The organism is Parabacteroides gordonii MS-1 = DSM 23371 (genome assembly GCF_000969825.1).
Lineage (GTDB): Bacteria > Bacteroidota > Bacteroidia > Bacteroidales > Tannerellaceae > Parabacteroides > Parabacteroides gordonii.
Genome location: NZ_KQ033919.1, coordinates 4,458,108 through 4,481,443 on the forward strand (window position 1 = coordinate 4,458,108; position 23,336 = coordinate 4,481,443).

Sequence of the window (23,336 nt, forward strand, 5' to 3'; positions counted from 1 at the left end):
CTCATGTTTTATTGATTAAGACTCTGTATTTCGCGGAACAACTCTTTCTGTTTATCCGTCAGATTAGTCGGTATCTCGATAGTATAGGTAACTATCAGGTCACCGAACTGCCCTTCTTTCTTATAGATAGGGAAACCTTTGCCTTTTAGGCGCACCTTGGTGTTGTTCTGGGTGCCGGGGCTGACTTTCAGCTTCACCTTGCTGTCCATCGTTTCCACAATCTGTTCGCCTCCCAGGATGGCAGTGTACATGTTAAGGGGAACGGTCACATACAGATCGTCGCCCACACGTTTGAACCTGCCGTCGTCGGTAATGGCAAAGGTGATGTATAAGTCTCCGGCAGGACCGCCGTTAACGCCCGGGCCTCCCTGGCCTTTCAGTTTGATGGTTTGTCCGTCAGCAATACCGGCCGGTACGGTGATACGCAGATTCTTTCCGTTGACGGTGATCACCTGCTTGTGTGTCTTTGCAGCGTCAGCCAAAGAAAGACTGAGTGAAGCATTATAATCCTGTCCGCGGAACATGTGGCTGCCTCCGCCACTGCTGCGGCCGCTTCTTCCTCCGAACATGGATTCGAAGAAGTCGGAGAATCCGCTGCCGTCGTTGGATGCGCTCCAGTAAGATCCGCCGCCACCGCCAAAGCCGCCGTTCTGATACTGTCCGTATTGTTGCTGCTGCGCTTCGAATTGGTCGGCATGTTTCCAGTTTTCGCCATATTGATCGTATTTCTTCCGTTTTTCAGGATCGCTTAATACCTCATTGGCTTCGTTGATCTCCTGGAATTTCCGGTGAGCATCCGGATCGTTCGGATTCAGGTCAGGGTGATATTTACGGGCCAGCTTCTTGTACGCTTTTTTTATGTCGTCCTGCGAAGCCCCTTTATTCACTCCAAGAATGTTGTAATAGTCTATATAAGCCATATTATTTATATTGTTAAGTCTTTATGTCAGTAGATAACCATACATATACACTACAATAAACATACCATAGGGGAATTTGATCGTTTAATTTTGGCTAATAAACCTTAGAGAAGATGAAAAAAGAAAAGGCCTTCAGTAAAACTGAAAGCCTTTTAGCTGGTTGCGGAGGCAAGACTCGAACTTACGACCTTTGGGTTATGAGCCCAACGAGCTACCACTGCTCCACTCCGCGATATAGTTTACAATCATTGTGTGATTGCGAGTGCAAAGGTAAGGTTTTTCATTTACAAAACAAATTTATTGCAAGTTTTTTTTAATATACTTGCTAGAACCAATCTTTTTTAGGTACTTTGCGCACAGTTTTAATCAAAATGTGCAATACGATGCCGATGACAGTTTCTAAAACACGCGAAATGTTGGTGGATGTGGCCAGGCAATTGTTTGCCCGCATGGGGGTTGATAATACGACAATGAACGATATTGCACAGGCTTCCCGGAAAGGCAGACGTACGTTATATACGTATTTCAAGAGCAAAAATGAGATTTATCTGGCCGTGGTAGAATCGGAACTGGATAAGTTATATAAGATGTTGCTCGATGTTGCCGGAAAGGATTTGCCTGCTGACGAGAAGTTGATGACATTCATTTATGCAAGACTGGATGCTATCAAGGCGCTCGTGTTCCGTAACGGGACGCTGAAAGCCAACTTCTTCCGGGATATATGGCGCGTGGAAAAAGTTCGTAAGAGCTTTGACATCCGGGAAACCGAATTATTGAAAGGAATCCTGGATGCTGGTGTAAAGGAAGGTATTTTTGAAATGCCTGATACTGAAATTACTGCGGTTGTGCTTCATCATGCCTTAAAGGGATTGGAAGTTCCTTATATAAGGGGTATTATGGGAGATAATATCAGCCAACGAATCAAGAGAAGAGATAATGTGATGAATTTAATATTCAACGGAATAAAGATTAAGTAAACCAGAGATGTTTATCAATGCAACAGGGTTTTATGTGCCTGAAGAGCGGGTGCACAACCAACATTTTTTGGAATTAAACGGGTTGACTAGCGAGTGGATTGAACAAAGAACCGGTATTAAAACCCGGTCCAAAGCTAAACCGGAAGAGACTATTTGTACAATGGGAATTGAAGCCGTACATAACGCGCTGCCTAAATTACCTTATGATATTACGGATGTTGATTTAATTATCTCAGCCTCCTATTCTCCGTACGATACAGTTGCAACTGCGGCTCACTATACTCAGCGTGAATTTAATATTACAAACGCGAAAGCGTTGTATTTATCTTCAGCCTGTTCCTCCTTTTTGAATGCACTGGAGGTGGTGGAAGGTTATTTTGCTATGGGAAAGGCTACGAAAGCCCTGATCCTTTCTGCAGATAAGAACTCAGCCTATTATAATGAAACAGATCCGAAAGCCGGTCACCTGTGGGGAGACGCGGCTGCCGCATTCTTTATCTCAAAAGAACGTATGACTGAGAATGATCCGCAGATCCTTGAGGTATTTACGCAAGGTCTGGGACATTTGGGAAAAGGCCCGGAAGGGGTACAGCTGCGTCCGCGCGACGGGGGTATCCTGATGCCGGAAGGCCGCGACGTATTTATCCAGGCTTGTACTTATATGCCTAAGAATGCAGTGTACTTGCTGGAGAAGAACGGCTATTCACTGGATGACCTGACTTATTTTATCGGTCATCAGGCTAATATGCGTATCATGTCCAACATTGCCAAGCAACTGAATCTGCCGGAAGAAAAGTTCCTGCACAATATCGAAGAACTGGGTAATACCGGCTCGGTAAGTTCAGCGTTGGTATATGCCCAGAACGATGGGACGTTTAAAAGGGGCGACCTGGTTTGTCTGACCGTGTTTGGCGGCGGATATTCGGCGGGTGCCTGTTTAATTAAGTGCTAATTAAGACGTAAAATAAGAGTATTATGAAATTATTGGAAGGAAAAGTAGCTATCGTTACCGGTGCCGCACGTGGTATTGGTAAAGCCATTGCTTTGAAGTTTGCCGCTGAAGGTGCGAATATTGCATTTACAGATTTGGTTATCGACGAAAACGGTGAAGCAACACAGAAAGAAATTGAAGCTTTAGGTGTTAAAGCAAAAGGTTATGCTTCTAACGCAGCTAACTTTGAAGATACACATAATGTAGTGGCAGAGATACAGAAAGACTTCGGCCGTATCGACATCCTGGTAAACAATGCCGGTATCACGAAAGACGGTCTGATGATGCGTATGAGCGAAGGACAGTGGGATGCTGTGCTCAACGTAAACCTGAAATCTGCATTCAACTTCATCCATGCTTGTACTCCGATCATGATGAAACAGCGTGCCGGAAACATTATCAATATGTCTTCTGTCGTTGGTGTTCATGGTAATGCCGGACAGAGCAACTATTCAGCATCGAAAGCCGGTATGATCGGTTTGGCCAAGTCGGTGGCTCAGGAACTGGGTTCACGCGGTATCCGTGCCAACGCAATCGCTCCGGGCTTTATCATCACTGATATGACTGCTAAGTTGCCGGAAGAGGTAAGAGAAGAGTGGAACAAGAAAATTCCTTTGCGCCGTGGCGGTTCTACCGAAGATGTGGCTAATGTAGCTACATTCCTGGCTTCTGATCTGTCTGCTTATGTATCCGGACAGGTGATCCAGGTTGACGGCGGCATGAATATGTAATATGGAAGTTATCTACGAAGACAATCATATCATCGCGGTAAATAAAACCTGCCGCGAGATTGTACAAGGAGATAAAACCGGTGATACTCCTCTTTCGGAGATGCTCAAAGCATGGCTGAAGGAGAAGTATTGTAAACCGGGAAATGTCTATATAGGTGTGGCCCACCGGTTGGATCGTCCTGTCAGCGGCGTTGTCCTGTTTGCCAAAACAAGCAAAGCCCTTCCCCGCCTGAACGAAATGTTCCGGGTAGGAGAGGTGAAGAAGACGTATTGGGCGATCGTAAAGAACTGTCCGCCTGCCGATGAAGGCGAGCTGGTCAACTGGTTGGTACGCAACGAAAAACAAAATAAGAGTTATGCCTACGATACCGAACGGCCTGACTCTAAGAAAGCAATCCTGCACTATAAAGTGATTGCGCGTTCGGATAATTATTATTTACTTGAGATCGATCTGAAGACCGGACGTCATCACCAGATACGTTGCCAGCTGGCAAAGATGGGATGCCCGATCAAAGGCGACCTGAAATATGGAGCCGACCGCTCGAACAAAGACGGCGGTATTAGCCTTCACTCCCGTAGTGCCGAATTCATTCATCCGGTATCGAAAGAAGCGATAAAGATCGTGGCTCCTGTACCCGATGATAATCTTTGGAAGAGTATTTCGGCGGGACTATAAGAGTCAAAAGAAATAAAATAACAGGAAACTGCATTGAAATGTCATCAGGCACTTTGATGCAGTTTCTTTTTATTTATCTTTGCCTGCTGTAATTGTGTTATTAATTAATAGGCAGACCATGAAAAAGCTATTGACAATCTTATTGTGTTCAGCATCCGTTACTCTGGGACTGGCACAGCAACAAACTTATTTTACCAACCCTGTTATCCACGGCGATGTAGCCGATCCCTCCATCATGCGGATTGGCGAGACTTATTATGTTACAGGGACTTCCTCGGAATGGGCCCCTTATTATCCGGTATTTACTTCTTCCGATCTGGTGAACTGGAAGCAGACCGGCCATATCTTTAAAGAGAAGCCGGCTTGGACGAAATCGTCTTTCTGGGCTCCCGAGTGGTATTATCATAATGGTAAAGTATATATGTATTATACCGCCCGTAAGGAGTCGGATAATATTTCATGCATCGGAGTGGCTGTAGCCGATTCGCCAACAGGGAAGTTTAAAGATTACGGCCCCATCGTCGAGTTTGGAAAAGAGGCGATCGATGCCTTTATCCTTGAAGACAACGGACAGCTTTATATGACCTGGAAAGCTTACGGGTTGGATCAGCGTCCTATCGAATTGCTGGCCTGCAAGCTGAGTTCCGACGGCTTGCGCCTGGAAGGTGAGCCTTTCAGCTTGCTGCGTGATGATGAAAGACGGGGGATGGAAGGACAACATTGGTTTAAGCAAAACGGCTATTACTATATTATCTATGCGGTAAACGGTTGTTGTGGCCCGGAGAGCGATTATGCGGTAGAGGTAGCCCGTTCGAAGAAACTGGCCGGCCCGTATGAGAAGTACGAAGGTAACCCGATCCTTCACGGTGGAAAAGATATCCAGTCTATCGGACATGGTACGCTGACCACTACGCCCGACGGACGTATGTTTTACCTTTGCCATGCTTATAGCAGGGACAAAGACTTTTATCAGGGGCGGCAACCGCACTTGCAGGAGATGAGAATGGGCGGGGATAACTGGCCTTATTTCGTTACCGGGGAATATGCCAGCCTGGCACAGCCCATGCCGTTCACCGACTGTGTGCAGGAGCCTATCTTTGATTTTACCGACGACTTCACGGCAACGGCCCTTCGCCCCGAATGGAGTTGGAATTATCCGTATGCCGATGTAAAAACGGAATTGAAAGGCGGTAACCTGTCTTTATGCGGTTCTCCGAAACCGGGTATCAAGACGGGTAATGCACTTTGCCTGCGCCCTTCGACTGCCGACTATACGCTGGAGACTGCTGTCGTAAACCAGAACGAAAGCTGGAAAGGCGTCGTTATGTATGGCGATGACAATAACCTGCTGACACTCGGTTGCGAAGCAGACCGCCTGAAGCTAAAAGCCGTGAACGACGGCAAAGAGTTGATCCTGGCCGATATGAAACTGCCGGCTTCTTCCTTGTATCTCCGGATGAAGGTGACAGACGGTATCCGTTGCTCGTTTACTTATAGTGAAGATGGCAGGAAGTGGAAGGAGATAGAATACGATCTTTCCCCCTCTGCCTTGAAATCCCTAGTCCGTTGGGATCGCATTTCCCGTCCCGGACTGTATCAGCAGGGTGCTTTGGATAAACCGGCAGTGTATGGGTATTGCTGGTTACGGAATGAATAAGAGCAGAAAATAACAAAGGTTATTCAGGCTTGCCCTGTGCAGCCTGATAACCTTCCAGTTGTGCCCTCGATTTACTTTGGGTAACAATATATACACCCGAAAAGACCAGTGCTACCGCTATGCCTTTCATGACTCCGAAAGTGTCCATTCCCCAAAGTACGGCGATCAGTGAAGCGACTATCGGCTGTACGTAATTGTACATACAGGCAACTGTCGGACGCAGCAAAGTCTGTCCGATAGGGATAAACAAATAGGGCAGGAAGGTTCCACCAATAACAACGTAGGCGATACCCAGGTATAACTCCGCTGGCAGGTTTGCAAAGTCGATCGCTGAAATATGATTGAAGGTGAACGGTATCGTACAGATGGAAGCGTAGGTAAACATCCACTTCATCAGCGTAATAGGAGAGTATTTGCCTATCAGCCCCTTGAACAGTACGAAATAGAAAGAGAAGCTAAACTGTGCCAACAGGCAAAGCAGGTCACCCCATATATTGCTGCTTTTCCCTCCTCCGGCAGCTGCGCTCTGGCTGCTTAGGATAAGTAATAAAGCTCCGGCAGCCCCGACAAAGATCCCTATCACTTTCTTTCCGGTGACAGGCTCTTTCAGGTAGAAGGCCGCAATGATCATCGTGATGATGGGGGTTGTGGTGGTAACGATAGAGGCGTTGATCGGCGATGTCAAAGAAACTCCGAAAATAAATGATCCCTGGTTCAGAACGATCCCCAGCAATGCGGCGAAGAACAGCTTCATAAGATCCTGATGGTTGACATGCTCTTTTTTCGTGAAGAGCGAAGCCAGCCAGAATATAACGGCTGCTCCTACCATGCGGAACGTAGTAAGTGATAACGCGCTGATTGGGCCTGCTATTAACACTGCTTTCGATACAGGAGACATCAATCCCCATAAGATATTGGCCCCCAGCATTGCCAGATGCCCTTTATAAGCCTGAGATTTCATTTTGCCTTATTTAATGGGTACAAAGGTAATGGCTTTTCCATAAAAAAGTGCATGAAAAGATAGATCCTTCCATGCACTTCCTATATATTTATCGGTCGTTTATGCGATCGTAATCTCCGGATCGAGATAAACATTCTGGATCGTATGCAATAGCTCGACACCGTCTTTCATCGAACGTTGGAAAGCCTTACGTCCGCTGATCAGTCCCATGCCACCGGCACGTTTGTTCACGACTGCGGTAATAACGGCTTCTTTCAGGTCGGAAGCTCCGTGTGATTCACCGCCGGAGTTGATCAGGCCGATGCGTCCCATATAACCGTTCGCTACCTGGTAACGGCAGAGGTCGATCGGGTGTTCGGTTGCCAGTTCGGTGTACATCTTCTGGTCTACTTTGCCGAAGTTGATAGCTGTAAACCCACCGTTATTGGAAGGTAACTTCTGTTTTACGATATCCGCTTTGATCGTTACCCCCAGGTGGTTGGCCTGTCCGGTAAGGTCGGCGGCAGAATGGTAATCGACGCCGTCTTTCTTGAAATCGTTGTTTCTTAAGTAACACCAGAGAACGGTGGCCATACCCAGCTCGTGGGCATATTCGAATGCATCGGCTATCTCTACCAGTTGATCGCGACTTTCGGCAGAACCGAAATAGATCGTTGCTCCTACGGCGGCCGCTCCCATGTTCCATGCTTCTTTTACGGTTCCGAACATCACTTGGTTGTAACTGTTCGGGTAGGTAAGCAGTTCGTTATGGTTGAGCTTTACGAGGAACGGTATTTTGTGTGCATATTTGCGCGCTACTACTCCTAAGTTACCGAAGGTGGAAGCCACCGCGTTGCAACCGCCCTCGATGGCCAGTTTCACGATATTTTCCGGATCGAAATAAATAGGGTTCGGAGCAAATGAAGCACCGGCTGTATGTTCAATGTCCTGGTCTACCGGAAGGATAGACAGGTATCCTGTATTTGCCAGACGTCCGTGTCCCAGCATCCTTTGCAGGTTATTTAATGTTTGGATGTTTCTGTCCGTATTGATCCATATATCATCTATCGTAGAAGGTGATGGAATATGGATCAGCGATTTGTCGATCGTTTTACATGTATGGCCGAGATAATACTCCGCCTTGTCGCCTAATAAGCTTGTAATCTTTAATGTATCCATAATATATGCAAGTTTTAGAATGAAACACTTCCCGGCTGGAATAGGTTTCATAGTTTTTGTCAATTAACAGATAGAATATATCTATTGCCTATTTCTTGCCCTTTAGATTTGTTTGGTTAATTTTGTCGCAGCGAATAACAAAGATTATATATACTAATAGTTTTACAACCAATAAAATTTTACGAAGATGAAAAAGAAATGGATCTGCACAGTATGTGGTTATGTTCATGAAGGTGACGAAGCTCCCGAATTCTGTCCGCAATGTAAACAACCGAAAAGCAAGTTCAAGGAACTGGTGGAAACAACCGGTGCTTTGCAGTTTGTAGACGAACACGTATTAGGCGTAGCTAAAGGTGTCGACCCTGTTATTCTTGAAGGTCTTAACGCTCACTTCATGGGAGAATGTACTGAAGTAGGTATGTATCTGGCAATGAGCCGTCAGGCTGACCGCGAAGGTTATCCTGAAGTGGCAGAAGCATTCAAACGTTATGCATGGGAAGAAGCTGAACATGCTGCTAAGTTTGCCGAATTGCTGGGTGATGTGGTTTGGGATACAAAAACAAACCTGAAAAAACGTATGGAAGCGGAAGCCGGTGCATGCGAAGATAAAAAACGTATCGCTACTTTGGCAAAACAACAGAATCTGGATGCTATCCACGATACTGTACACGAAATGTGTAAAGACGAAGCTCGTCATGGTAAAGGCTTCGAAGGATTATATAACCGTTATTTCAAGTAATAACGATAATTCGTTTTGTTAATATGGGGAAGGGGATACATTTTGTATCTCCTTTTTTTATGTAAAAAAGACTGTTTGGAGAATAACGACACGAAATTATCTATACATTTGCTGCGTCAACCACAGAAAAGGAAAGCTGCCAGAGTGGTCGAATGGGCCGCACTCGAAATGCGGTGAGCGGGTAACTGCTCCGGGGGTTCGAATCCCTCGCTCTCCGCTGAACGTGCTGGACAGAAATGGTCAGCAAACGGACAAAAAGCTACAAATCAATGATTTGTGGCTTTTTTTATTGCCCGAAAGTCCTGCTTCCAAGACTTCAAAAGTACGGTAAAAGACAAAGTTTCGTTACTAAATCGTTACCTATTCCCCGCCGGACAAAAACGGTAACGATTTGTCCATAAATGACCTGATAATGACTTGATTAGTCCATAGTCTGCATAACTCGAAAACGAGAGGTAAAAATTAATTTTGCAACTAAAAAAAGTGAGTTATGAAATCGACATTCAAGGTTCTTTTTTATTTGAAGAAAGGTTCTGAAAAGAAAAACGGCGAGGTTATGATTATGGCACGCATCACCATAGACGGCAAACTTTGCCAGTTCAGTACGAAACAGAGCATCCAGCCCGACAACTGGAGCATTACTGCGGGCAAAGCCAAAGGCAGGGATGCCGGGAGGATAAACGCCCTTTTGGACGACATACGTTCTTCCCTGAATACCATTTACCACGAAATGCAGCGGCGTGACAATTACGTGACCGCCGAGAAAGTGAAAAACGAGTTCTTGGGACACAGCGAGAGCCACGAAACAATCCTTTCATTGTTCCAAAAGCACAATGACGATGTGAAGCAGCTTGTAGGCATATCCAAGACGATAGCGACCTACCGCAAGTATGAAGTGACCCGCCGCCACCTCGCTGAATTTATCCAAAGCAAGTACAACGTATCGGACATATCCATAAAGGAGATAAGCCCGATGTTCATTACCGATTTTGAGTTGTATTTGCGTACCGCCTGCAAGTGCGGCTACAACACCACCGCCAAGTTCATGCAGTTCTTCAAGCGTATCATCATCATCGCCCGTAACAACGGCATACTGGTGGGCGACCCTTTCGCCAGCTACAAAATCCGGCTGGAAAAAGTGGACAGGGGTTATCTGACAGAGGACGAGATTAAAATTATCCTTAAAAAGAAAATGGTTTCCGAACGGCTGGAACACGTCAGGGACTTGTTCGTCTTTTCCTGTTTCTGCGGTCTGGCATACAGCGATGTCGCCAATTTGCGGCAGGAGAATATCCAAAAGTCTTTTGACGGCAACCTTTGGATAATCACCAAGCGGGTAAAGACCAACACGGACGTGAATGTCCCCCTGCTGGATATTCCCAAGATGATTTTGAAGAAGTACAAGGGCAAGTTGCCGGACGGCAAGATACTTCCCGTAATCAGCAATCAGAAGCTAAACGCCTACTTGAAAGAGATTGCCGATATATGCGGTATTAAAAAGAACCTGACATTCCACCTTGCCCGGCACACGTTCGCCACGACCACCACGCTGTCAAAGGGCGTACCCATTGAAACGGTGTCCAAGATGCTGGGACACACAAACATAGAAACTACGCAAATCTACGCCCGCATCACCAACAGCAAGATAGGCAGCGATATGCAGGGGCTTGACAAGAAGTTTGTCGGCATTGAGAAGATTTACAAGGAAGTTGCCATGTAATCTTGATTATATGGAACTGGTCACAATTTGTGACCAGTCCTTACTATTATTCCAACATTGCTAAATCTCCTAAAATATACGATTATGGATTTGCAGATTATCCAAAACAAGATTTTTGAGGTCAGAAGTTGCCGGGTGATGCTCGATTATCATTTGGCAGAACTCTACCAAGTGGAAACACGAGCCTTGAAGCAGGCGGTCAAGCGCAATATCGAGCGTTTTCCGGGTGATTTTATGTTTGTACTCACCCAAGAGGAAGCTAACTTGCTGTTATCCATAGGGGTATCACAAAATGTGATACCCCCTGCTTACAACTTCGGCGTTGCTATGCCTATGGCTTTCACCGAGCAGGGCGTAGCCATGCTTTCTTCGGTTCTCCGCTCCAAAGTAGCCATAGAAGTAAACATTTCAATCATGCGGGCTTTTGTCCTCATGCGCCAAATGGCAATCGGTTACGAGGAACTGTCAAGGCGCATCGAGGAACTGGAGGTAAGCACCGATGCGCAGTTCAACGAACTGTACCAAGTCCTTACCCAGCTTTTGAGCCAGTCGAAACAACAGAAAGAACGCCGTCCGGTAGGTTTCGTTACCTATAACCGTGGCAAGAACGAATAGGTAACGATTTCGGTAACGAAATTCCACTTAATAACCTATATCCCAGCATTGTACATTCTTCCACCTTGCGGGCAGTCTACCGACTACCCGCATTTTTTATATCCTTTTCCAACTGGCACATTTCCCGAAACGCCAGCCGTGCGTGGCATGGCTGACTGTATTTCGTGAAAAGAGCCGTTGGAAACCCGCACAAGCGTATTGCAAGCAAGCTCACAACACCCTTGCCTTTCCCGCCCGCATGGAGTGTTCCCTAAAAGATGAAAGAGAACAGGCACTTTTCCCCAGTTTCCCTATTTGTAAATCTTCCTCTTACGCAGTCCCCCAGCCGGGACAGTCGTTTTAATCATTTCAATAGGCAAAGGTAGTTACGTGTTCTTCACGATTTTGCAAGGTCGAGCCGTTCCGGTTTGGCGAAAAAATCTTCCCTGCCTTGCGAGGTATTTTTTGCCCAAAACCTTGCAAACTCTAAACACTACCCTTTTACGCCTATGTGAAACGAAAACGACCGACCCGACCGGAAGACGCATAAAAAAAAAGTCGGATTTACGGGAAACAGGAAAAAAATTCAGTGAAACTTCAACTCCCTCACCTCTCAAATCCGCATAAAATTAAAAACTTAAAAAATTACAGCAATATGGAAGCAAAGGTATTATCGGAAGCAAAAGTTTATGTAGGCACTTATGCCAAGTACAACAACGGTTCATTGTCCGGCGCATGGCTCGACCTTTCGGACTATTCGGACAAGGAAGAATTTTATGAAGCCTGCCGGGAACTTCACAAGGACGAGGAAGATGCGGAATACATGTTTCAGGACTGGGAGAACGTGCCGGAGGGCTTAATCGGCGAAAGCTGGATTTCTGAAAACTTCTTCGCCCTGCGTGATGCGGTGGAGGATTTGAGCGACACCGAGCAGGAAGCCTTTTTCGTGTGGTGCAACTATAAAAGCCATGATTTGGGCGAGGAAGATGCGGACGACCTTGTACGTGATTTCCGGGACGAGTATCTGGGTCAATATGACGATGAAGAAGATTTCGCCTATGAAATTATCGAGGAATGCTACGACCTGCCGGAGTTCGCAAAGACCTATTTCGATTATGAAAAGTTCGCCCGTGACCTTTTTATGTGCGATTACTGGTTTGATGACGGTTTTGTGTTCCGTGCGGCATAACAACCAATCCGGGCGGGGTGTCAAAGCCCTGCCCGTTAAAAACGACCAAGCGATGAAACGGAAAAGCATTTATAAAATCCTTTGGCGGGTGTTGCTGCTCTGCCTTGCATGGCGGTTTACCAGCGTAGCCGGAGCAGGCACGGCGATAACGGCGTATATCGTGTTTTGTGCCGCCCGTTTCCTGCTCCGGGTCTGCCTTTCAGCCCTTTATGCGCTGGGCGTGGCTCTGCTTTTCCTGCTGTTGCTTTCTTTACTGATATTATAACCATTAAAAAAAATAGAACATCATGCAGTCACTTAACAAAAACGGGGTAAGCATTACCCAAACACCGGGAGAAGAAAAGTTCGTGAAATGCTGTTTAGGGGCTTTCAGGGGACAAATTTATTATCAATATGACTACCGCCACACGGACGGCGAACTTTTCAGCACGGTAGCCAAAACGCTGGACGAGTGCCGCCGCAGGCGTGACGAATGGATAGCGAAGAAGAACGGAGTAATAAACAAGTAAATTTTAGGGACATGAAAACAACAGAAGTAAACAAGGAGCTTATCGGCAGGCGTTGCGAGTGCATTTTTACGGGCTTAATGGTAACGGGCGTTATCGAGGACACAGAAGAAAACGAACACACCATAGAGGTAAAAGTCCGTTTCGACCACCCGCACCAGTGGGGCGATGATTTGTATAATGATGTGTGGGCGTGGGGGCGCAAAATAGACGAGTTCGGCACGCTGCACCATTTGCAACTGTTGGAGGATAAACCGGACTTTCAGATAATGACGGTAGTTTTCGGCGAACCAATCAGCCGGATAGACCGCAGTGTTTTTGAAGATGTTGCAACGTGGGGTGTCTGTTCCCTGCAAGGCTGGGTAAACAGCTATGAAAGTGTCCGGTTTGTAGCTATAGACGACCATACGGCAATCATCACGGGCGAATATAACATGGAGCAGGTAAAGGTGTGGTTAGAGAAATACACGTCCATAAAGAGCCTTAAAACCAGTTGATAGAAAACGGCGGCTGCTTGCCGCCGTTACTTTCTTCCGTGAGCCTGCCAGCGGGTGAAGAAAGTAACAAAGAAGCCTTTCGTTTTCCCTATCATGGAAACATCCCGCCGATGCTTCCCGGCGGGATGTCTGCCCGATATTTACGCTTTGCGTATCATTCCATACCCGGTTTCCCAAGAGGATGATAAAAACGAATGTCGCAACTATAAATCCTCATAGTGAATAAATTTTACACCAAGTATGCACACGGTTTCTTCTTCCTCGATGTCATATTTCCATGTCCGTTTATTGACAAGCATTTCCGTGTCGCAATCGAACCATTCCATTACAGGCGCATCATCTTCTTCGTCCGCCCATTTGAAAACCTGATTGGACGGCGTTTTCCATAATTCAGCACTGTCACGTTCGGAAATACAGTCCTTGTCCATAATGATGATGTCACCTACTGCCGGAACTGTATCTGTTTCCAACGTGGTTTCTATGTACCACGAGATGCCTTCTATATCCAATTCTATTTTTACCATGTCGTTTTATTATTAGGGGGTTATTGTTTCCGTTTCTTCTTCGCTGTTGTCATTATTGAATGATAGTGTAAGTTGCTGCATCTGCCCGAAGCTGTCGATGATATAAATGTCAATCGTCTGCTGGTCGGTCGATGCCGAGGTGTAGTAGAGCCAGAACGTTTCTTTCTCCAGCGGGTAGAGGTCATTGGGCAGGAACACCGTGCCGTTATCCATTTCCAGCTTCCCTTTGCCGTCCGGCTGGAAATACCTTATCTGATAGGTAGTCGGCTGGTAATAGCCGCCACGCACCAGTCGGCAGCGTATTTCGGCGGTTTCCCCGACTTTCAGCCTTTTGGGTACTGGCAGTGTTTCGATGCTGAACGGGTACGCCTGCTGAATATCCAAGTTGTCATTACAGGCGGTGACAAGCACGAGGGCGGCCACGATGTAGCAGCCCATGATGATTTTATACATTACATTCTTCATATACATTATTATATAGCGGTCAGTTGATAATGAATTTCAGTCCCAAAGATACCTGCGTGTGGAACTTGCCTATGTCCGAGCCGAACAACGCCCGTTCCCTTGCACTGACAAGCAAGGCTATCCGGTCGGTCAGGTAGGCTTCCAGTTCCAGCGTCAGCGCACCGCCGTAGATGAAGCAATCCTTATCCAGCAAGGTAGAGCCGTCCGGCAGCAGCTTTTCGCTTCGGTTGCTTGTTTCGTACCCGGCGAGAGCCGACAATCCCAATGAAAGGAAAAAAGTCTTTCGCCTGTCCGATAGGAATTTCAGGTAATAGCCGCCCTCTGCGGTGAACTGTTCTACGGGTATCTGCATATCCTTGTAGTCATACTTCTTGTGCAGGTATTCGCCGCCAATCACCCAGCGGTTGGCGTTCTTGGTGTAAACGCTGTACGCCGCCCCGATGTGGTAGGCAAAATCCGTGTCGGAGTTCCAATGCACCCCGTCCGCCATGCCCGCCGTGACTTGCAAGCCTTTCATGCCCGGCAGGTATCTTTGCGCATGTGCCTGAAACGAGGTCAGGCACAGCGCAAAGAGCATCATTATAAAGATGTGTCTTTTCATTCCCTATTTGATTTTTAGTTCGTCAATCACTTCTGCGTTCACGATGTCGGCGTTCTCCACCCGTATGGTCTGATGCCGCCCGCCGTTCTTCTCGTAGAGTTCCACGACCAGCAGCTTGTCGTCAGGAATGGTGAACTTCGGCAGGGCGTACACCGTGCGCACGGTACTTTTTCCTGCAATCTCTATCACCTCGTTGTAGCTACGTACCGCATCCAGCACCGTTTCCTGAATAGCCGTGCGCTTGGGTACTTTCTTATCGGTTATCTTAAACTTGATGAAGTCGGTATCGAAAGGCACGTTGGAACTGTTCTTTGTCTGCGTGTGTACATAGAGCATCCCGTTATAGGTGTAAATCCCCTTGATTAAGAACTGTATGCCGAAACGCTTGCTACCCAAGTGGCGCACTTTCCGGTCATTGTTCTTGTAGATGCTCTGCATTATCAGTTTCACCAATAGCGGGCTTTCATTCCCCAGTTCCCGGAAATAGATGTTCATCCGGGTATGTGAGAAGTCGGACGTATCTTCATTCTCCAAGAAGTCTTTCATTTCGATGTTGAGCATTTCCGGTTCACGGGCGTACTTGGCGTTGAACGAAAAGAAACTGCCGTCCTCGCAGATAACGGAGAAGTTCGTTTCTCCCGGAAAGCCCTCTGTCGTGGCTTTCACCCTGATTACGTTCTCCGCACCGTCCGCCTTACCCGCTATGATATGGTTGCTTCCCAAATCGACATAGCGGACGGCGGCGGGGAAGATGATATGCACCGTCTTGGCAAAGGTCACTTCCACGCCGTAGGGCGTAACCATTTGGCGGTACGGGAGTTTCCGGGTAATCCCCCGGTACAAGTCGTTGCCAGCCGCATACTTCACGGTGTCAGTGGTTTGTGCGTTTGCCGCACACACGCCCAGCAAGAGGGCGAACATTACAAAAATCTGTTTCATTGCTAATTGAAATTTTAACGGTTGATAAAATGGTTATTGTTGTTTGGCGTAAAGCATCACCCTGTACCCGGCTTTCAGCTTCACTTTCACGGTTCGGAACTTCTTGGCGAGGTAGCCGGACGTTCCTTGCAGCAATCCCCTTGTCACGTCCATAGCCACCTGCTGCCCGGCACTTTGGGCAAAGGAAATGCTTGTACCCAGCCCGCTTCCGATATTCGCCATAGCTTCGTTGAACGCTTCCTGCTCCATAGAGGACGGGACGGACAGCCCCTTTTGCCCGTCCGTGTCGAACACGGCGAGTTCCACCGGGATGATGTTGCCAGCGTACTCAATCGAGGACACCAGTATGTCAAGCCGCTCGCCCTGCACCTTTGCCGTCCCCGCCACGAGGGTATTCTTCGGCACGACTATGTTCCCCGCCTGCATGGGTTCGAGCAGCCGTAGTTTCACCGCCTGCCCGTCCGTCAGGGTTTGGTCTTGGTGGATGCAGGCGGCTACCGTGTTCTTTCCCATAGCGTACCCCGTGCCTACTGCCGTGTTGAAGCCGTAGTTTCGTGGCTGGCTGTAAGCCCGGATGAAGTCGGCATCGCTCATGGGCTGCCGCAATCCCGAAACGGTCGTTTCCCTGACAGCCTGCACCGCCACCGCATCCGGCTTGCGGTCAATGTCGCCCGTTACCGGGACTTGTGCGACTTGTCCCTGCCCGCCGTTCATGTACTTTGCCGCCAGCTCGTAGGACTTTTCCAAGAGTGCCATTTGGTCGTCAGCGGTGGGTGTGGCGTTCTGTTGTTGCAGCCTATCGGTCAGTTCCGCTACCTGCCGCTTCAAGTCCTCTTTTTCCTCGTCCACCGCCGGAGTTTCATAGAACGTGCTTAACTGGCGGTTGATGTCCCGGTAAGCGTATGCCGAAGAAGCACCGCCGCCCCTTTGGGGCTTCGCATCCTCTTCCGGCATCAGGTCGATTTCCGCTTGCGGTTCTTCCGCTTCATCGTTCCCGGTGAAACCGAAGTCCTGCAAGGACTGTATCTTCTCCTGCTGCCTGCGGCTTATCATCGCCTGTTCGTAAGCCTTTTGCTTGTCGGCTATAATCCCGTCCTCTGCGGGCAGGGGTATGTCGGCGTTGAAGCCGCCCACGCTTTCCACGTTCACGTCCTCTTTGCCGGAGGGTGCGAATATCAGGTACATGCACCCGGCAAAGGCAAGGAACATCAGCGGGAAGACTATCATTTTCCTGCGCTGCTGCACCTGCTGCGGGGTAAGTTCCCGTTTGGGTTTATCTTCCTTTTTCGGCTTCCCGTCCGCCTGCGGTACGGTCGTGCCGTTCTCATTCTTCTGTACTTCTTCCATATTGCGGTCTGTTTAAGGGGTTGATACTTTTGGTTGTGTCGTTGCCGTGCAACGGCAGTTGCCTGATGTGTTCTATTTGCAGCCGCCTGCCGTCCCGCTTCCCGATGTTGTAGATTGATGAAACGGTAATGTAGATAGACAAGCCGCCAAGGAAGAAGAACATCACGAGGATAACCGCCAGCCTTTTGCCCGGCGTAATCCGTCCGCACATTCGGCGCAGGCGGTCGTCCGCCCAGTCCCGCACCTTTCCGATGTAGTTTCGTTTTCTTTCCATAAGGCTATCTCTTAATGGTCTGCAAATCCTTGTTCTCGGTAATGGTGAACGCTTCGATGATGAAGCCGTGCGGGTTGTTGTCGCTCCGTGTGGCGTTGAGCAGGCGGCACGAGGTCACAAGGCTTCGCACCGTCAGGCTGCTTTCCCGGACAATCAACTGGCGGGCATACGTGTTCACCTTGTAGGGGTACTGGTCGAAGTCGCACTTCACGCTGTCAATCTCCACCGTCTGCGTGACGTTTCCGGAAATCACCCGGTTGTAGTAGCCCTTTTCCGCCAAGTCCTTGTAATAGTTGAAAGCGGTCTTGTCGGCGAGGAACAGCGAGCGTTTGATGTTGCTTTCGATAGCCCCCTTGTCGGGTGAGAGCGTGAAGAAAAGTTCGTGGAAACGCCGCACGTGCGACTTGGCTTCCACGGGTCTGTTCTGCGCCATGTCCTGCGAGAGTGCCAGCATCAGGCTTTTGCCGTTGTCGAGGACGTATATCTTCTGCCGCTGCTTTTCGGCGAAGCTGTACGAGTTCCACACGGCAAAGCCCGTCACCAGTGCGCACAGGCAGATGAATACCAGCGCAAAGAGCCTGATTTGCCGGAAACTCGTTTCGATGTTCGTTAATGACTTAAATTCCATATACTAAATATTGATGTTGGTTATTTGAGTAGTTTCCCGGTTACTTTCCCGCTTGCCGCACCGACCGCCGCCCCGGCGATTGACCCAGCCCGTGCCACGTTGCGGTTATAGGCAGACGTACCGCCAGCCGACACTATCCAGCTTGCCACCGTTGGAATGGTGAAGTAGCCCACGATGCCGATAATCATAAAGATTACATACACGGTGCTGCTCCCGTCAGGAATGAAATTCGGGTCTGAAAGCTGCTCGATGTCTTTTTGTAGCATCAGGGTTTGTATGCGTGCCAGCACGCTGCTGAACAAGTCCGACACGGGTAGCCACAGGTAAATGGATATATAGCGTGAAATCCACTGGGTCAGCGTGCTTTGGAAACCGTCATAGACGGAAATCGCAAACGCCAGCGGACCCAGTATGCTTAACACGATTAGGAAGAACGTGCGCAGCGTGTCTATAATCAGCCCCGCCGCCTGAAAGAGCATTTCCAGCAGTTCCCTGAACCAGTCCCGGACGGACTTCTTTATATTGTACGCCGCCCTGTCCATATACATACCCGTCATAGTTACCATATCGGAGGGCGACCAGCCCAGTTCTTCCAGTTGCCTGTCAAATTCCTCGTCCGAAGCGAGGTAAGCCGTTTCGGGGCTACGCATCAGGGCTTCATATTCCAGTCGGTCTTTCTGTGCCCGGTATTCGTTCATGTCGAAAGTCTGCGTTTCCATAAGTTGGTTGCACCCTTTCACCACTGGCGACAATACCGTGTTGATAGTCCCCAGCACGAACGTGGGAAAGAACATGATGCACAGCCCCAGCGCAAAGGGACGCAGGAGCGGGTACACGTCTATGGGTTCGGCACGTGCGAGCGACTGCCACACTTTGGCGGCTACATAGAACAGCGCACCCAGCCCGGCTATTCCTTTGGCTACCCCCGTCATGTTGCTGCACAAGGGCATCATTTCATCGTACAGCACCCGCAACACTTGGTGCAGGTTGTCAAAATCCACCGCTGCTAATAACATAGGCATACCGATTTATATGTTACCAGTAGCGTTCATCCGCCGAGCCGTAAAGAGCCAGCACCCGGTCTGTGTCGTTCTTCTTCTTTGCCCGCAGGTAGGACACGGATATGTTCTTTCGGGTGTAGTAGTTCACGAGGTTGCGGTAGTTGAGCAGGCTTTTGTAGGCGTTGTTGATTACCGCCAGCCTTTCGGCATCCGTCAGCGACATACCCGTCACGTTCACTACATTCTTCAAGTCCTGCAACACGTCCGCACTTTCGGAGAGCAGCTTGGCATACCCGGCTGAAATGGCGGTGAGTTCATCCGGCGTGTAGTTCGGGTCAGCCAGCATGTTCTGGTAGTTTCGCACGTAGATTTCGGATATTTCCGCCACCAGTTCAATGGACTTCTTCACCTTGATGCCGCCCTTGACAACGTCGTGTACCGCTTTGAGCGCATCGTAATAGACTTTTCCCTGCTGGAAAATCTTCTGCGCTTCCATGAAGCCGTCCAGCGTGTTTTTGGCTGTGGTGGAAGTCTGCACTATCTGCTTGGTGGTGTTGATGATGCCCTGTGCCAAATTGCCGGGGTCTGACACCACCCACTGTGCGGATGCGTTGCCGATGAAGCAAAGGCATACCGCCATAAGGAGAATTGTTCTTTTCATGTTCCTGATTTTTAAGTTGTTGATGATTGGGGATTACGTTTGCTTTCTGCAAGCCTCTTGATAGCCAGTTCAAGGTTGCCGCCCAGCTTGTCGGCAAGTGCGAACAGTTCCATTTTCTCGCTTTCCTCTGTCGTGAAGGTGTAATATTCTTCCAATGAAACTTCTGTGGCGTACACCGCCGACTGCGTGCCGCCCAGCGAGAAGAAAACTTCCTTGTACTTCCGTCCGGGGTGGTTCGCCATGTTGATAGACAATATCTGCGAACGCTCCTTGTCGGTCAGTCCCAAGAGGTTCTGTATGCTGTCAAACTTGTTGAGATATTTTCTTTGGTCTAACAGGATTTTGCAGTCCGAGTTATTGATGATACTCTCTTTCACGATAGGGGAAGAAATAATATCCTCAATCTCTTGCGTGACTACAATCGCTTCCCCGAAATATTTTCGGACGGTTTTGTAGAGGTAGCGGATATAGTCCGCCATGTTCGCCGATGCAATCGCTTTCCACGCTTCCTCGATTAGTATTAACTTCCTTATTCCCTTTAACTTGCGCATCTTGTTTATAAAGGCTTCCATGATGATGATAGTCGTTACCGGGAATAAAATCTTGTGGTCTTTGATGTTGTCCAACTCAAAGACAATGAAGCGTTTGTGCAACAAATCCAGTTCCTTGTCGGAGTTCAGCAGGTAGTCGTACTCACCGCCACGATAGTACGGTTCAAGCACGTTCAGGAAATTGTTTATGTCAAAATCCTTTTCCCTGACGTTCTTCTGTTCAAGCTGTCGGCGGTAATCATCCCGGACAAACTCGTAGAACGTGTTGAAGCAGGGCGTTACCGAACGGTCTTTGCCTGTCAGTTCGATATAGGCACTCACGGCGTTTGACAACGCCACTTCTTCCGACCGCTTCGGGGCTTCATCATCCCGCTTCCACAGGGTGAGTATAAGGGTCTTGATGCTCTCTTTCTTCTCTATGTCGAATACCCCGTCCTCGACATAGAACGGGTTGAACGCTATCGGGTTCTCGTTGGTGTAGGTGAAATAAATCCCGTCCTCGCCGTGCGTGCGGTTGTGGATAAGCTGGGACAGCCCCAAGTAACTGTTACCCGTATCTACCAGCAGCACGTGCGCCCCCTGCTCGTAATACTGACGCACCATGTGGTTGGTAAAGAAAGACTTACCCGACCCGCTCGGCCCAAGTATGAACTTGTTGCGGTTGGTCGTGATGCCTTTCTTCATGGGCAAATCCGATATGTCGATATGCAGCGGGCGACCGCTCACCCTGTCCACCATTTTGATGCCGAACGGCGAAAGCGAACTCTTGTAGTTCGTTTCTTCCACGAACAGGCAGAGAGCCTGCCCCAAGAACGTGTAGAAACTTTCCTCTGCGGGGAAGTCCGCTTCGTTTCCGGGTATGCCCGCCCAAAAGAGCGTGGGCGTATCGACCGTGTTGTGGCGTGGCTTGCACTCCATTAGCGCAAGCTGGCTTCCCACATCGTTGCGTATGCGTTTGAGTTCTTCCCGGTCGTCACTCCATGCCATGACGTTGCAGTGGCAGCGCACCGATACAAGCCCCTTGCTGTGCGCTTCGTTCAGGTACTCGTCTATCCATTCCTTGTTCACTTGGTTGGCACGGGAATAACGGGAGAGCGATTGCATGTTCCGGGCGGTCTGCTCGAAGTTCTTCAGGTTTTCGGCGTGGTCGTCTATGAAGATGAACTGGTTATAGACGTGGTTGCACGACAACAGCACGCCCACCGGGGCGGCGAATGACAGTCGGCAGTCGCTCCGGTCAGTGGACAGCTTCTCAAACCGTGTGTCCGTCCCGACCTTTCCGGGCAAATCTTCCACGTCCGAAAGCGTGTGCAGGCACAGTATGTCGTCCCCGACACGCATTTCTTCCGGGTACAGCCCGATGTCTTTCAGGCAGGTGGTATCTGTCTGCGATAGCGAGAAGTATTTCTCGATGATGCCCGCCTTTCCGTCCTGCCCGGTGATTTCCGATGCCGCCAGCCGGGTAAGGGTGACAAACCCGCTGTCGTTCATAATCCTTTCAAACTGCCCGACCGCTTCGATGAACTTTGCCGCCGCTTCCTTGTCGGCTATCTCCTGCGGTACAATCCTGCCCCGGCATAGGGTGGAGAAGTCGCTCTGTCGGCGGCTTCTCTCCCTTGTCGTCTTTGTCAGGAACAGGTAGCAGTAATGGTTCAGGAACGGGCGTTCATTGAAGTGCCGTTCAAAGGAGCGGCTTAAAAAACTAAGCTCGTCCCTTTCCGTGTCGGGCTGGTAGTTCTCCTTGATGAAGAAGTCCTGCTTGTGTACTATGGAGTAGTCGGGCAGCACCTTGATTGCCTTGTACCATGCCGAATGTATGGCTTCGTACTCGGCACTGGTGACGGTGAACAGTTCGGGCAGTTCCACCCTGAAAGCCACCGTTATGTCCGCATCCTTTGAAATGATGCAGCCGTTCTCCACCGCCAAAAGGGGGAATTTCCTTTCCAGCGTGGTAGCCTTTAACATATTTCTCATGGTCTTTCTTCCTTTCTTTTTTTGTAGGTGAATAATCGGGGTATCGCCTTTCGGCTGATAATGAAGCGTGGATGCCGTTTGCGTGCGGCGGCTTTCATCAGCCCGTGCGTGCCGTACTTGGCGTTGAGCCGGAACGTCTGCCACACGAGCAGCAGCGAAGCCGACACGATGAAACCGATACATAGCCACTGGTTCACGCCCGCCATGAACAGGACGATGAACACCACGAAGACGGCGAGCAAGCCGCCGCAAAAGATAAAGAGGTACTGGCTTTTCAGCCCCTTGAACTCCACGGGCTTCCCGATACCCCTGTTTACCTGATATTTTTCGGGCTTAGCCCTCAACAACTCGTCAGACATAGCCGCAGGTTTAGAGGAAGAACGAGCGCAGGATAGTGGCGGCTACAATCAGGAAGATGCACGCCCCGAACCAACTGGCGGCGGTCTTTGAGGTGTCGGGGTCGCCGCTTGAAAACTTGTTATATACTTTTACCCCGCCAATCAAGCCGCAGACCGCCCCGATTGCGTACACCAGTTTTGTTCCGGGGTCGAAATACCCGGTGATTAGGTTCGTGGCTTCGGTGATGCCCGCCTGCCCGTTTCCTTGTGCGTAGGCACTTACCACGGCGGCAAGTATAGCCGCCGACAAGAAGATTTTCTTTCTCATTGTGATTTGTTTTTAATGCCGGGCGGCGGGTGGATAGTCCGCCTTTCCCGGCTGGTGAATAATTTGAAATTTTAGTGGTCGGGGATAGTCCCGTTTGTCTGTTTGGTTTTCAGGTTGCCAATCAACCGTAATCACGCTGTTTCATGCTGTCAGGCTTATACATTATTATATTATAGGAAATCGTTCATGTCGAACGCTTCGTGTTCCTTGCTTTTATTGCCAGCTTCGGCAGGGACAGCAGCCGCAGCCAGTTCCGCTTCGTTGCGTCCCAGCAGTTCCGCCACCTTTGCCAGCCCGCCGTTGATGTTCTCCACCACCGCATCGTAGAGGTTCGTCCCCTCAATCCTTGCCAGTGTCCCGGCGGCTTGCCGCTGTTCCGTTTCGGTGGG

Annotated in this window: 27 protein-coding genes, 2 tRNA genes and 1 pseudogene; 13 read left to right on the top strand and 17 right to left on the bottom strand. The window is 49.0% G+C overall.

Annotated features, from left to right (window positions below; all coding sequences use genetic code 11):
- Positions 1 to 8: 8 nt before the first annotated feature.
- On the bottom strand, positions 9 to 920 hold the full coding sequence (locus tag HMPREF1536_RS16910) for a DnaJ C-terminal domain-containing protein (RefSeq protein WP_028727552.1): 912 nt from the start codon (positions 918 to 920) through the stop codon (positions 9 to 11).
- A 157-nt stretch (positions 921 to 1,077) separates the two neighbouring features.
- A tRNA-Met gene (locus HMPREF1536_RS16915) sits at positions 1,078 to 1,152 on the bottom strand.
- A 157-nt stretch (positions 1,153 to 1,309) separates the two neighbouring features.
- On the opposite strand from HMPREF1536_RS16915, the gene HMPREF1536_RS16920 reads away from it, so the two are divergent.
- The 5 genes from HMPREF1536_RS16920 (at position 1,310) to HMPREF1536_RS16940 (ending at position 5,952) form a co-directional block, all read left to right on the top strand.
- The gene (locus tag HMPREF1536_RS16920; protein WP_028727551.1) at positions 1,310 to 1,897 is read left to right on the top strand and encodes a TetR/AcrR family transcriptional regulator; all 588 of its coding nucleotides are present in this window, start codon (positions 1,310 to 1,312) and stop codon (positions 1,895 to 1,897) included.
- A 7-nt stretch (positions 1,898 to 1,904) separates the two neighbouring features.
- On the top strand, positions 1,905 to 2,849 hold the full coding sequence (locus tag HMPREF1536_RS16925) for a 3-oxoacyl-ACP synthase III family protein (RefSeq protein WP_028727550.1): 945 nt from the start codon (positions 1,905 to 1,907) through the stop codon (positions 2,847 to 2,849).
- 23 nt (positions 2,850 to 2,872) lie between these two features.
- The gene (fabG, locus tag HMPREF1536_RS16930) at positions 2,873 to 3,619 is read left to right on the top strand and encodes a 3-oxoacyl-[acyl-carrier-protein] reductase (protein ID WP_028727549.1); all 747 of its coding nucleotides are present in this window, start codon (positions 2,873 to 2,875) and stop codon (positions 3,617 to 3,619) included.
- Position 3,620: 1 nt separating this feature from the next.
- The gene (locus HMPREF1536_RS16935; RefSeq protein WP_028727548.1) at positions 3,621 to 4,295 is read left to right on the top strand and encodes an RluA family pseudouridine synthase; all 675 of its coding nucleotides are present in this window, start codon (positions 3,621 to 3,623) and stop codon (positions 4,293 to 4,295) included.
- A 118-nt stretch (positions 4,296 to 4,413) separates the two neighbouring features.
- Positions 4,414 to 5,952, top strand: a complete 1,539-nt coding sequence (locus HMPREF1536_RS16940) for a family 43 glycosylhydrolase (protein ID WP_028727547.1) — start codon at positions 4,414 to 4,416, stop codon at positions 5,950 to 5,952.
- 19 nt (positions 5,953 to 5,971) lie between these two features.
- Here HMPREF1536_RS16940 and HMPREF1536_RS16945 read toward each other — a convergent pair whose 3' ends face one another.
- Complete coding sequence (locus HMPREF1536_RS16945; protein ID WP_028727546.1) at positions 5,972 to 6,913, bottom strand: DMT family transporter; 942 nt, start codon at positions 6,911 to 6,913, stop codon at positions 5,972 to 5,974.
- 99 nt (positions 6,914 to 7,012) lie between these two features.
- Positions 7,013 to 8,071 carry a class I fructose-bisphosphate aldolase gene (locus tag HMPREF1536_RS16950; RefSeq protein WP_028727545.1) on the bottom strand — a complete coding sequence of 353 codons (1,059 nt, stop codon included), beginning with the start codon at positions 8,069 to 8,071 and terminating at the stop codon, positions 7,013 to 7,015.
- Between the two features lie 187 nt (positions 8,072 to 8,258).
- On the opposite strand from HMPREF1536_RS16950, the gene HMPREF1536_RS16955 reads away from it, so the two are divergent.
- The 8 genes from HMPREF1536_RS16955 (at position 8,259) to HMPREF1536_RS16990 (ending at position 13,316) form a co-directional block, all read left to right on the top strand.
- A complete protein-coding gene (locus HMPREF1536_RS16955; RefSeq protein ID WP_007652517.1) occupies positions 8,259 to 8,810 on the top strand; it encodes an NADH peroxidase in 552 nt (183 codons plus the stop codon).
- 130 nt (positions 8,811 to 8,940) lie between these two features.
- Positions 8,941 to 9,027, top strand: a tRNA-Ser gene (locus HMPREF1536_RS16960).
- A gap of 273 nt (positions 9,028 to 9,300) precedes the next feature.
- On the top strand, positions 9,301 to 10,530 hold the full coding sequence (locus HMPREF1536_RS16965; RefSeq protein WP_007478215.1) for a site-specific integrase: 1,230 nt from the start codon (positions 9,301 to 9,303) through the stop codon (positions 10,528 to 10,530).
- 84 nt (positions 10,531 to 10,614) lie between these two features.
- A complete protein-coding gene (locus HMPREF1536_RS16970) occupies positions 10,615 to 11,145 on the top strand; it encodes an ORF6N domain-containing protein (RefSeq protein WP_007754106.1) in 531 nt (176 codons plus the stop codon).
- Positions 11,146 to 11,779: 634 nt separating this feature from the next.
- The gene (locus HMPREF1536_RS16975) at positions 11,780 to 12,313 is read left to right on the top strand and encodes an antirestriction protein ArdA (RefSeq protein ID WP_007754113.1); all 534 of its coding nucleotides are present in this window, start codon (positions 11,780 to 11,782) and stop codon (positions 12,311 to 12,313) included.
- 52 nt (positions 12,314 to 12,365) lie between these two features.
- Complete coding sequence (locus HMPREF1536_RS16980) at positions 12,366 to 12,578, top strand: hypothetical protein (protein WP_007754115.1); 213 nt, start codon at positions 12,366 to 12,368, stop codon at positions 12,576 to 12,578.
- Positions 12,579 to 12,600: 22 nt separating this feature from the next.
- A complete protein-coding gene (locus HMPREF1536_RS16985; RefSeq protein WP_007754116.1) occupies positions 12,601 to 12,822 on the top strand; it encodes a DUF3873 domain-containing protein in 222 nt (73 codons plus the stop codon).
- 11 nt (positions 12,823 to 12,833) lie between these two features.
- The gene (locus HMPREF1536_RS16990; protein WP_028728958.1) at positions 12,834 to 13,316 is read left to right on the top strand and encodes a DUF7258 domain-containing protein; all 483 of its coding nucleotides are present in this window, start codon (positions 12,834 to 12,836) and stop codon (positions 13,314 to 13,316) included.
- Between the two features lie 203 nt (positions 13,317 to 13,519).
- Here HMPREF1536_RS16990 and HMPREF1536_RS16995 read toward each other — a convergent pair whose 3' ends face one another.
- From HMPREF1536_RS16995 to HMPREF1536_RS17055, 13 genes and pseudogenes are all read right to left on the bottom strand, one after another.
- On the bottom strand, positions 13,520 to 13,840 hold the full coding sequence (locus tag HMPREF1536_RS16995; protein WP_007754121.1) for a hypothetical protein: 321 nt from the start codon (positions 13,838 to 13,840) through the stop codon (positions 13,520 to 13,522).
- A gap of 12 nt (positions 13,841 to 13,852) precedes the next feature.
- Positions 13,853 to 14,311, bottom strand: a complete 459-nt coding sequence (locus tag HMPREF1536_RS17000) for a DUF3872 domain-containing protein (protein WP_007754124.1) — start codon at positions 14,309 to 14,311, stop codon at positions 13,853 to 13,855.
- A gap of 13 nt (positions 14,312 to 14,324) precedes the next feature.
- Complete coding sequence (locus tag HMPREF1536_RS17005; RefSeq protein WP_007754126.1) at positions 14,325 to 14,906, bottom strand: conjugal transfer protein TraO; 582 nt, start codon at positions 14,904 to 14,906, stop codon at positions 14,325 to 14,327.
- Positions 14,907 to 14,909: 3 nt separating this feature from the next.
- Entirely contained in the window at positions 14,910 to 15,845 is a 936-nt protein-coding gene (gene traN, locus HMPREF1536_RS17010) for a conjugative transposon protein TraN (protein WP_007754128.1), read from the bottom strand.
- Between the two features lie 33 nt (positions 15,846 to 15,878).
- Positions 15,879 to 17,192 (bottom strand): conjugative transposon protein TraM, encoded by a 1,314-nt coding sequence (gene traM / locus HMPREF1536_RS17015; protein ID WP_007754131.1) that lies wholly within the window; start codon positions 17,190 to 17,192, stop codon positions 15,879 to 15,881.
- Complete coding sequence (locus HMPREF1536_RS17020; protein WP_007754134.1) at positions 17,170 to 17,466, bottom strand: TraL conjugative transposon family protein; 297 nt, start codon at positions 17,464 to 17,466, stop codon at positions 17,170 to 17,172. The genes traM and HMPREF1536_RS17020 overlap by 23 nt, the downstream gene beginning before the upstream one ends.
- A gap of 4 nt (positions 17,467 to 17,470) precedes the next feature.
- Positions 17,471 to 18,094 (bottom strand): conjugative transposon protein TraK, encoded by a 624-nt coding sequence (traK, locus tag HMPREF1536_RS17025; protein ID WP_004325451.1) that lies wholly within the window; start codon positions 18,092 to 18,094, stop codon positions 17,471 to 17,473.
- Between the two features lie 20 nt (positions 18,095 to 18,114).
- Positions 18,115 to 19,110, bottom strand: coding sequence for a conjugative transposon protein TraJ (gene traJ / locus HMPREF1536_RS17030; protein WP_028728967.1), 996 nt, complete (start codon positions 19,108 to 19,110; stop codon positions 18,115 to 18,117).
- Positions 19,111 to 19,129: 19 nt separating this feature from the next.
- A complete protein-coding gene (locus tag HMPREF1536_RS17035; RefSeq protein WP_007566703.1) occupies positions 19,130 to 19,756 on the bottom strand; it encodes a DUF4141 domain-containing protein in 627 nt (208 codons plus the stop codon).
- 11 nt (positions 19,757 to 19,767) lie between these two features.
- The gene (locus HMPREF1536_RS17040) at positions 19,768 to 22,281 is read right to left on the bottom strand and encodes a TraG family conjugative transposon ATPase (RefSeq protein ID WP_007566701.1); all 2,514 of its coding nucleotides are present in this window, start codon (positions 22,279 to 22,281) and stop codon (positions 19,768 to 19,770) included.
- Positions 22,278 to 22,640: a DUF4133 domain-containing protein gene (locus HMPREF1536_RS17045; RefSeq protein WP_007566699.1), complete on the bottom strand. Its 363-nt coding sequence runs from the start codon at positions 22,638 to 22,640 to the stop codon at positions 22,278 to 22,280. The genes HMPREF1536_RS17040 and HMPREF1536_RS17045 overlap by 4 nt, the downstream gene beginning before the upstream one ends.
- Before the next feature lie 10 nt (positions 22,641 to 22,650).
- On the bottom strand, positions 22,651 to 22,947 hold the full coding sequence (locus tag HMPREF1536_RS17050; protein WP_004308755.1) for a DUF4134 domain-containing protein: 297 nt from the start codon (positions 22,945 to 22,947) through the stop codon (positions 22,651 to 22,653).
- A gap of 170 nt (positions 22,948 to 23,117) precedes the next feature.
- A pseudogene (locus tag HMPREF1536_RS17055) lies at positions 23,118 to 23,336 on the bottom strand (hypothetical protein); the annotation flags it as partial.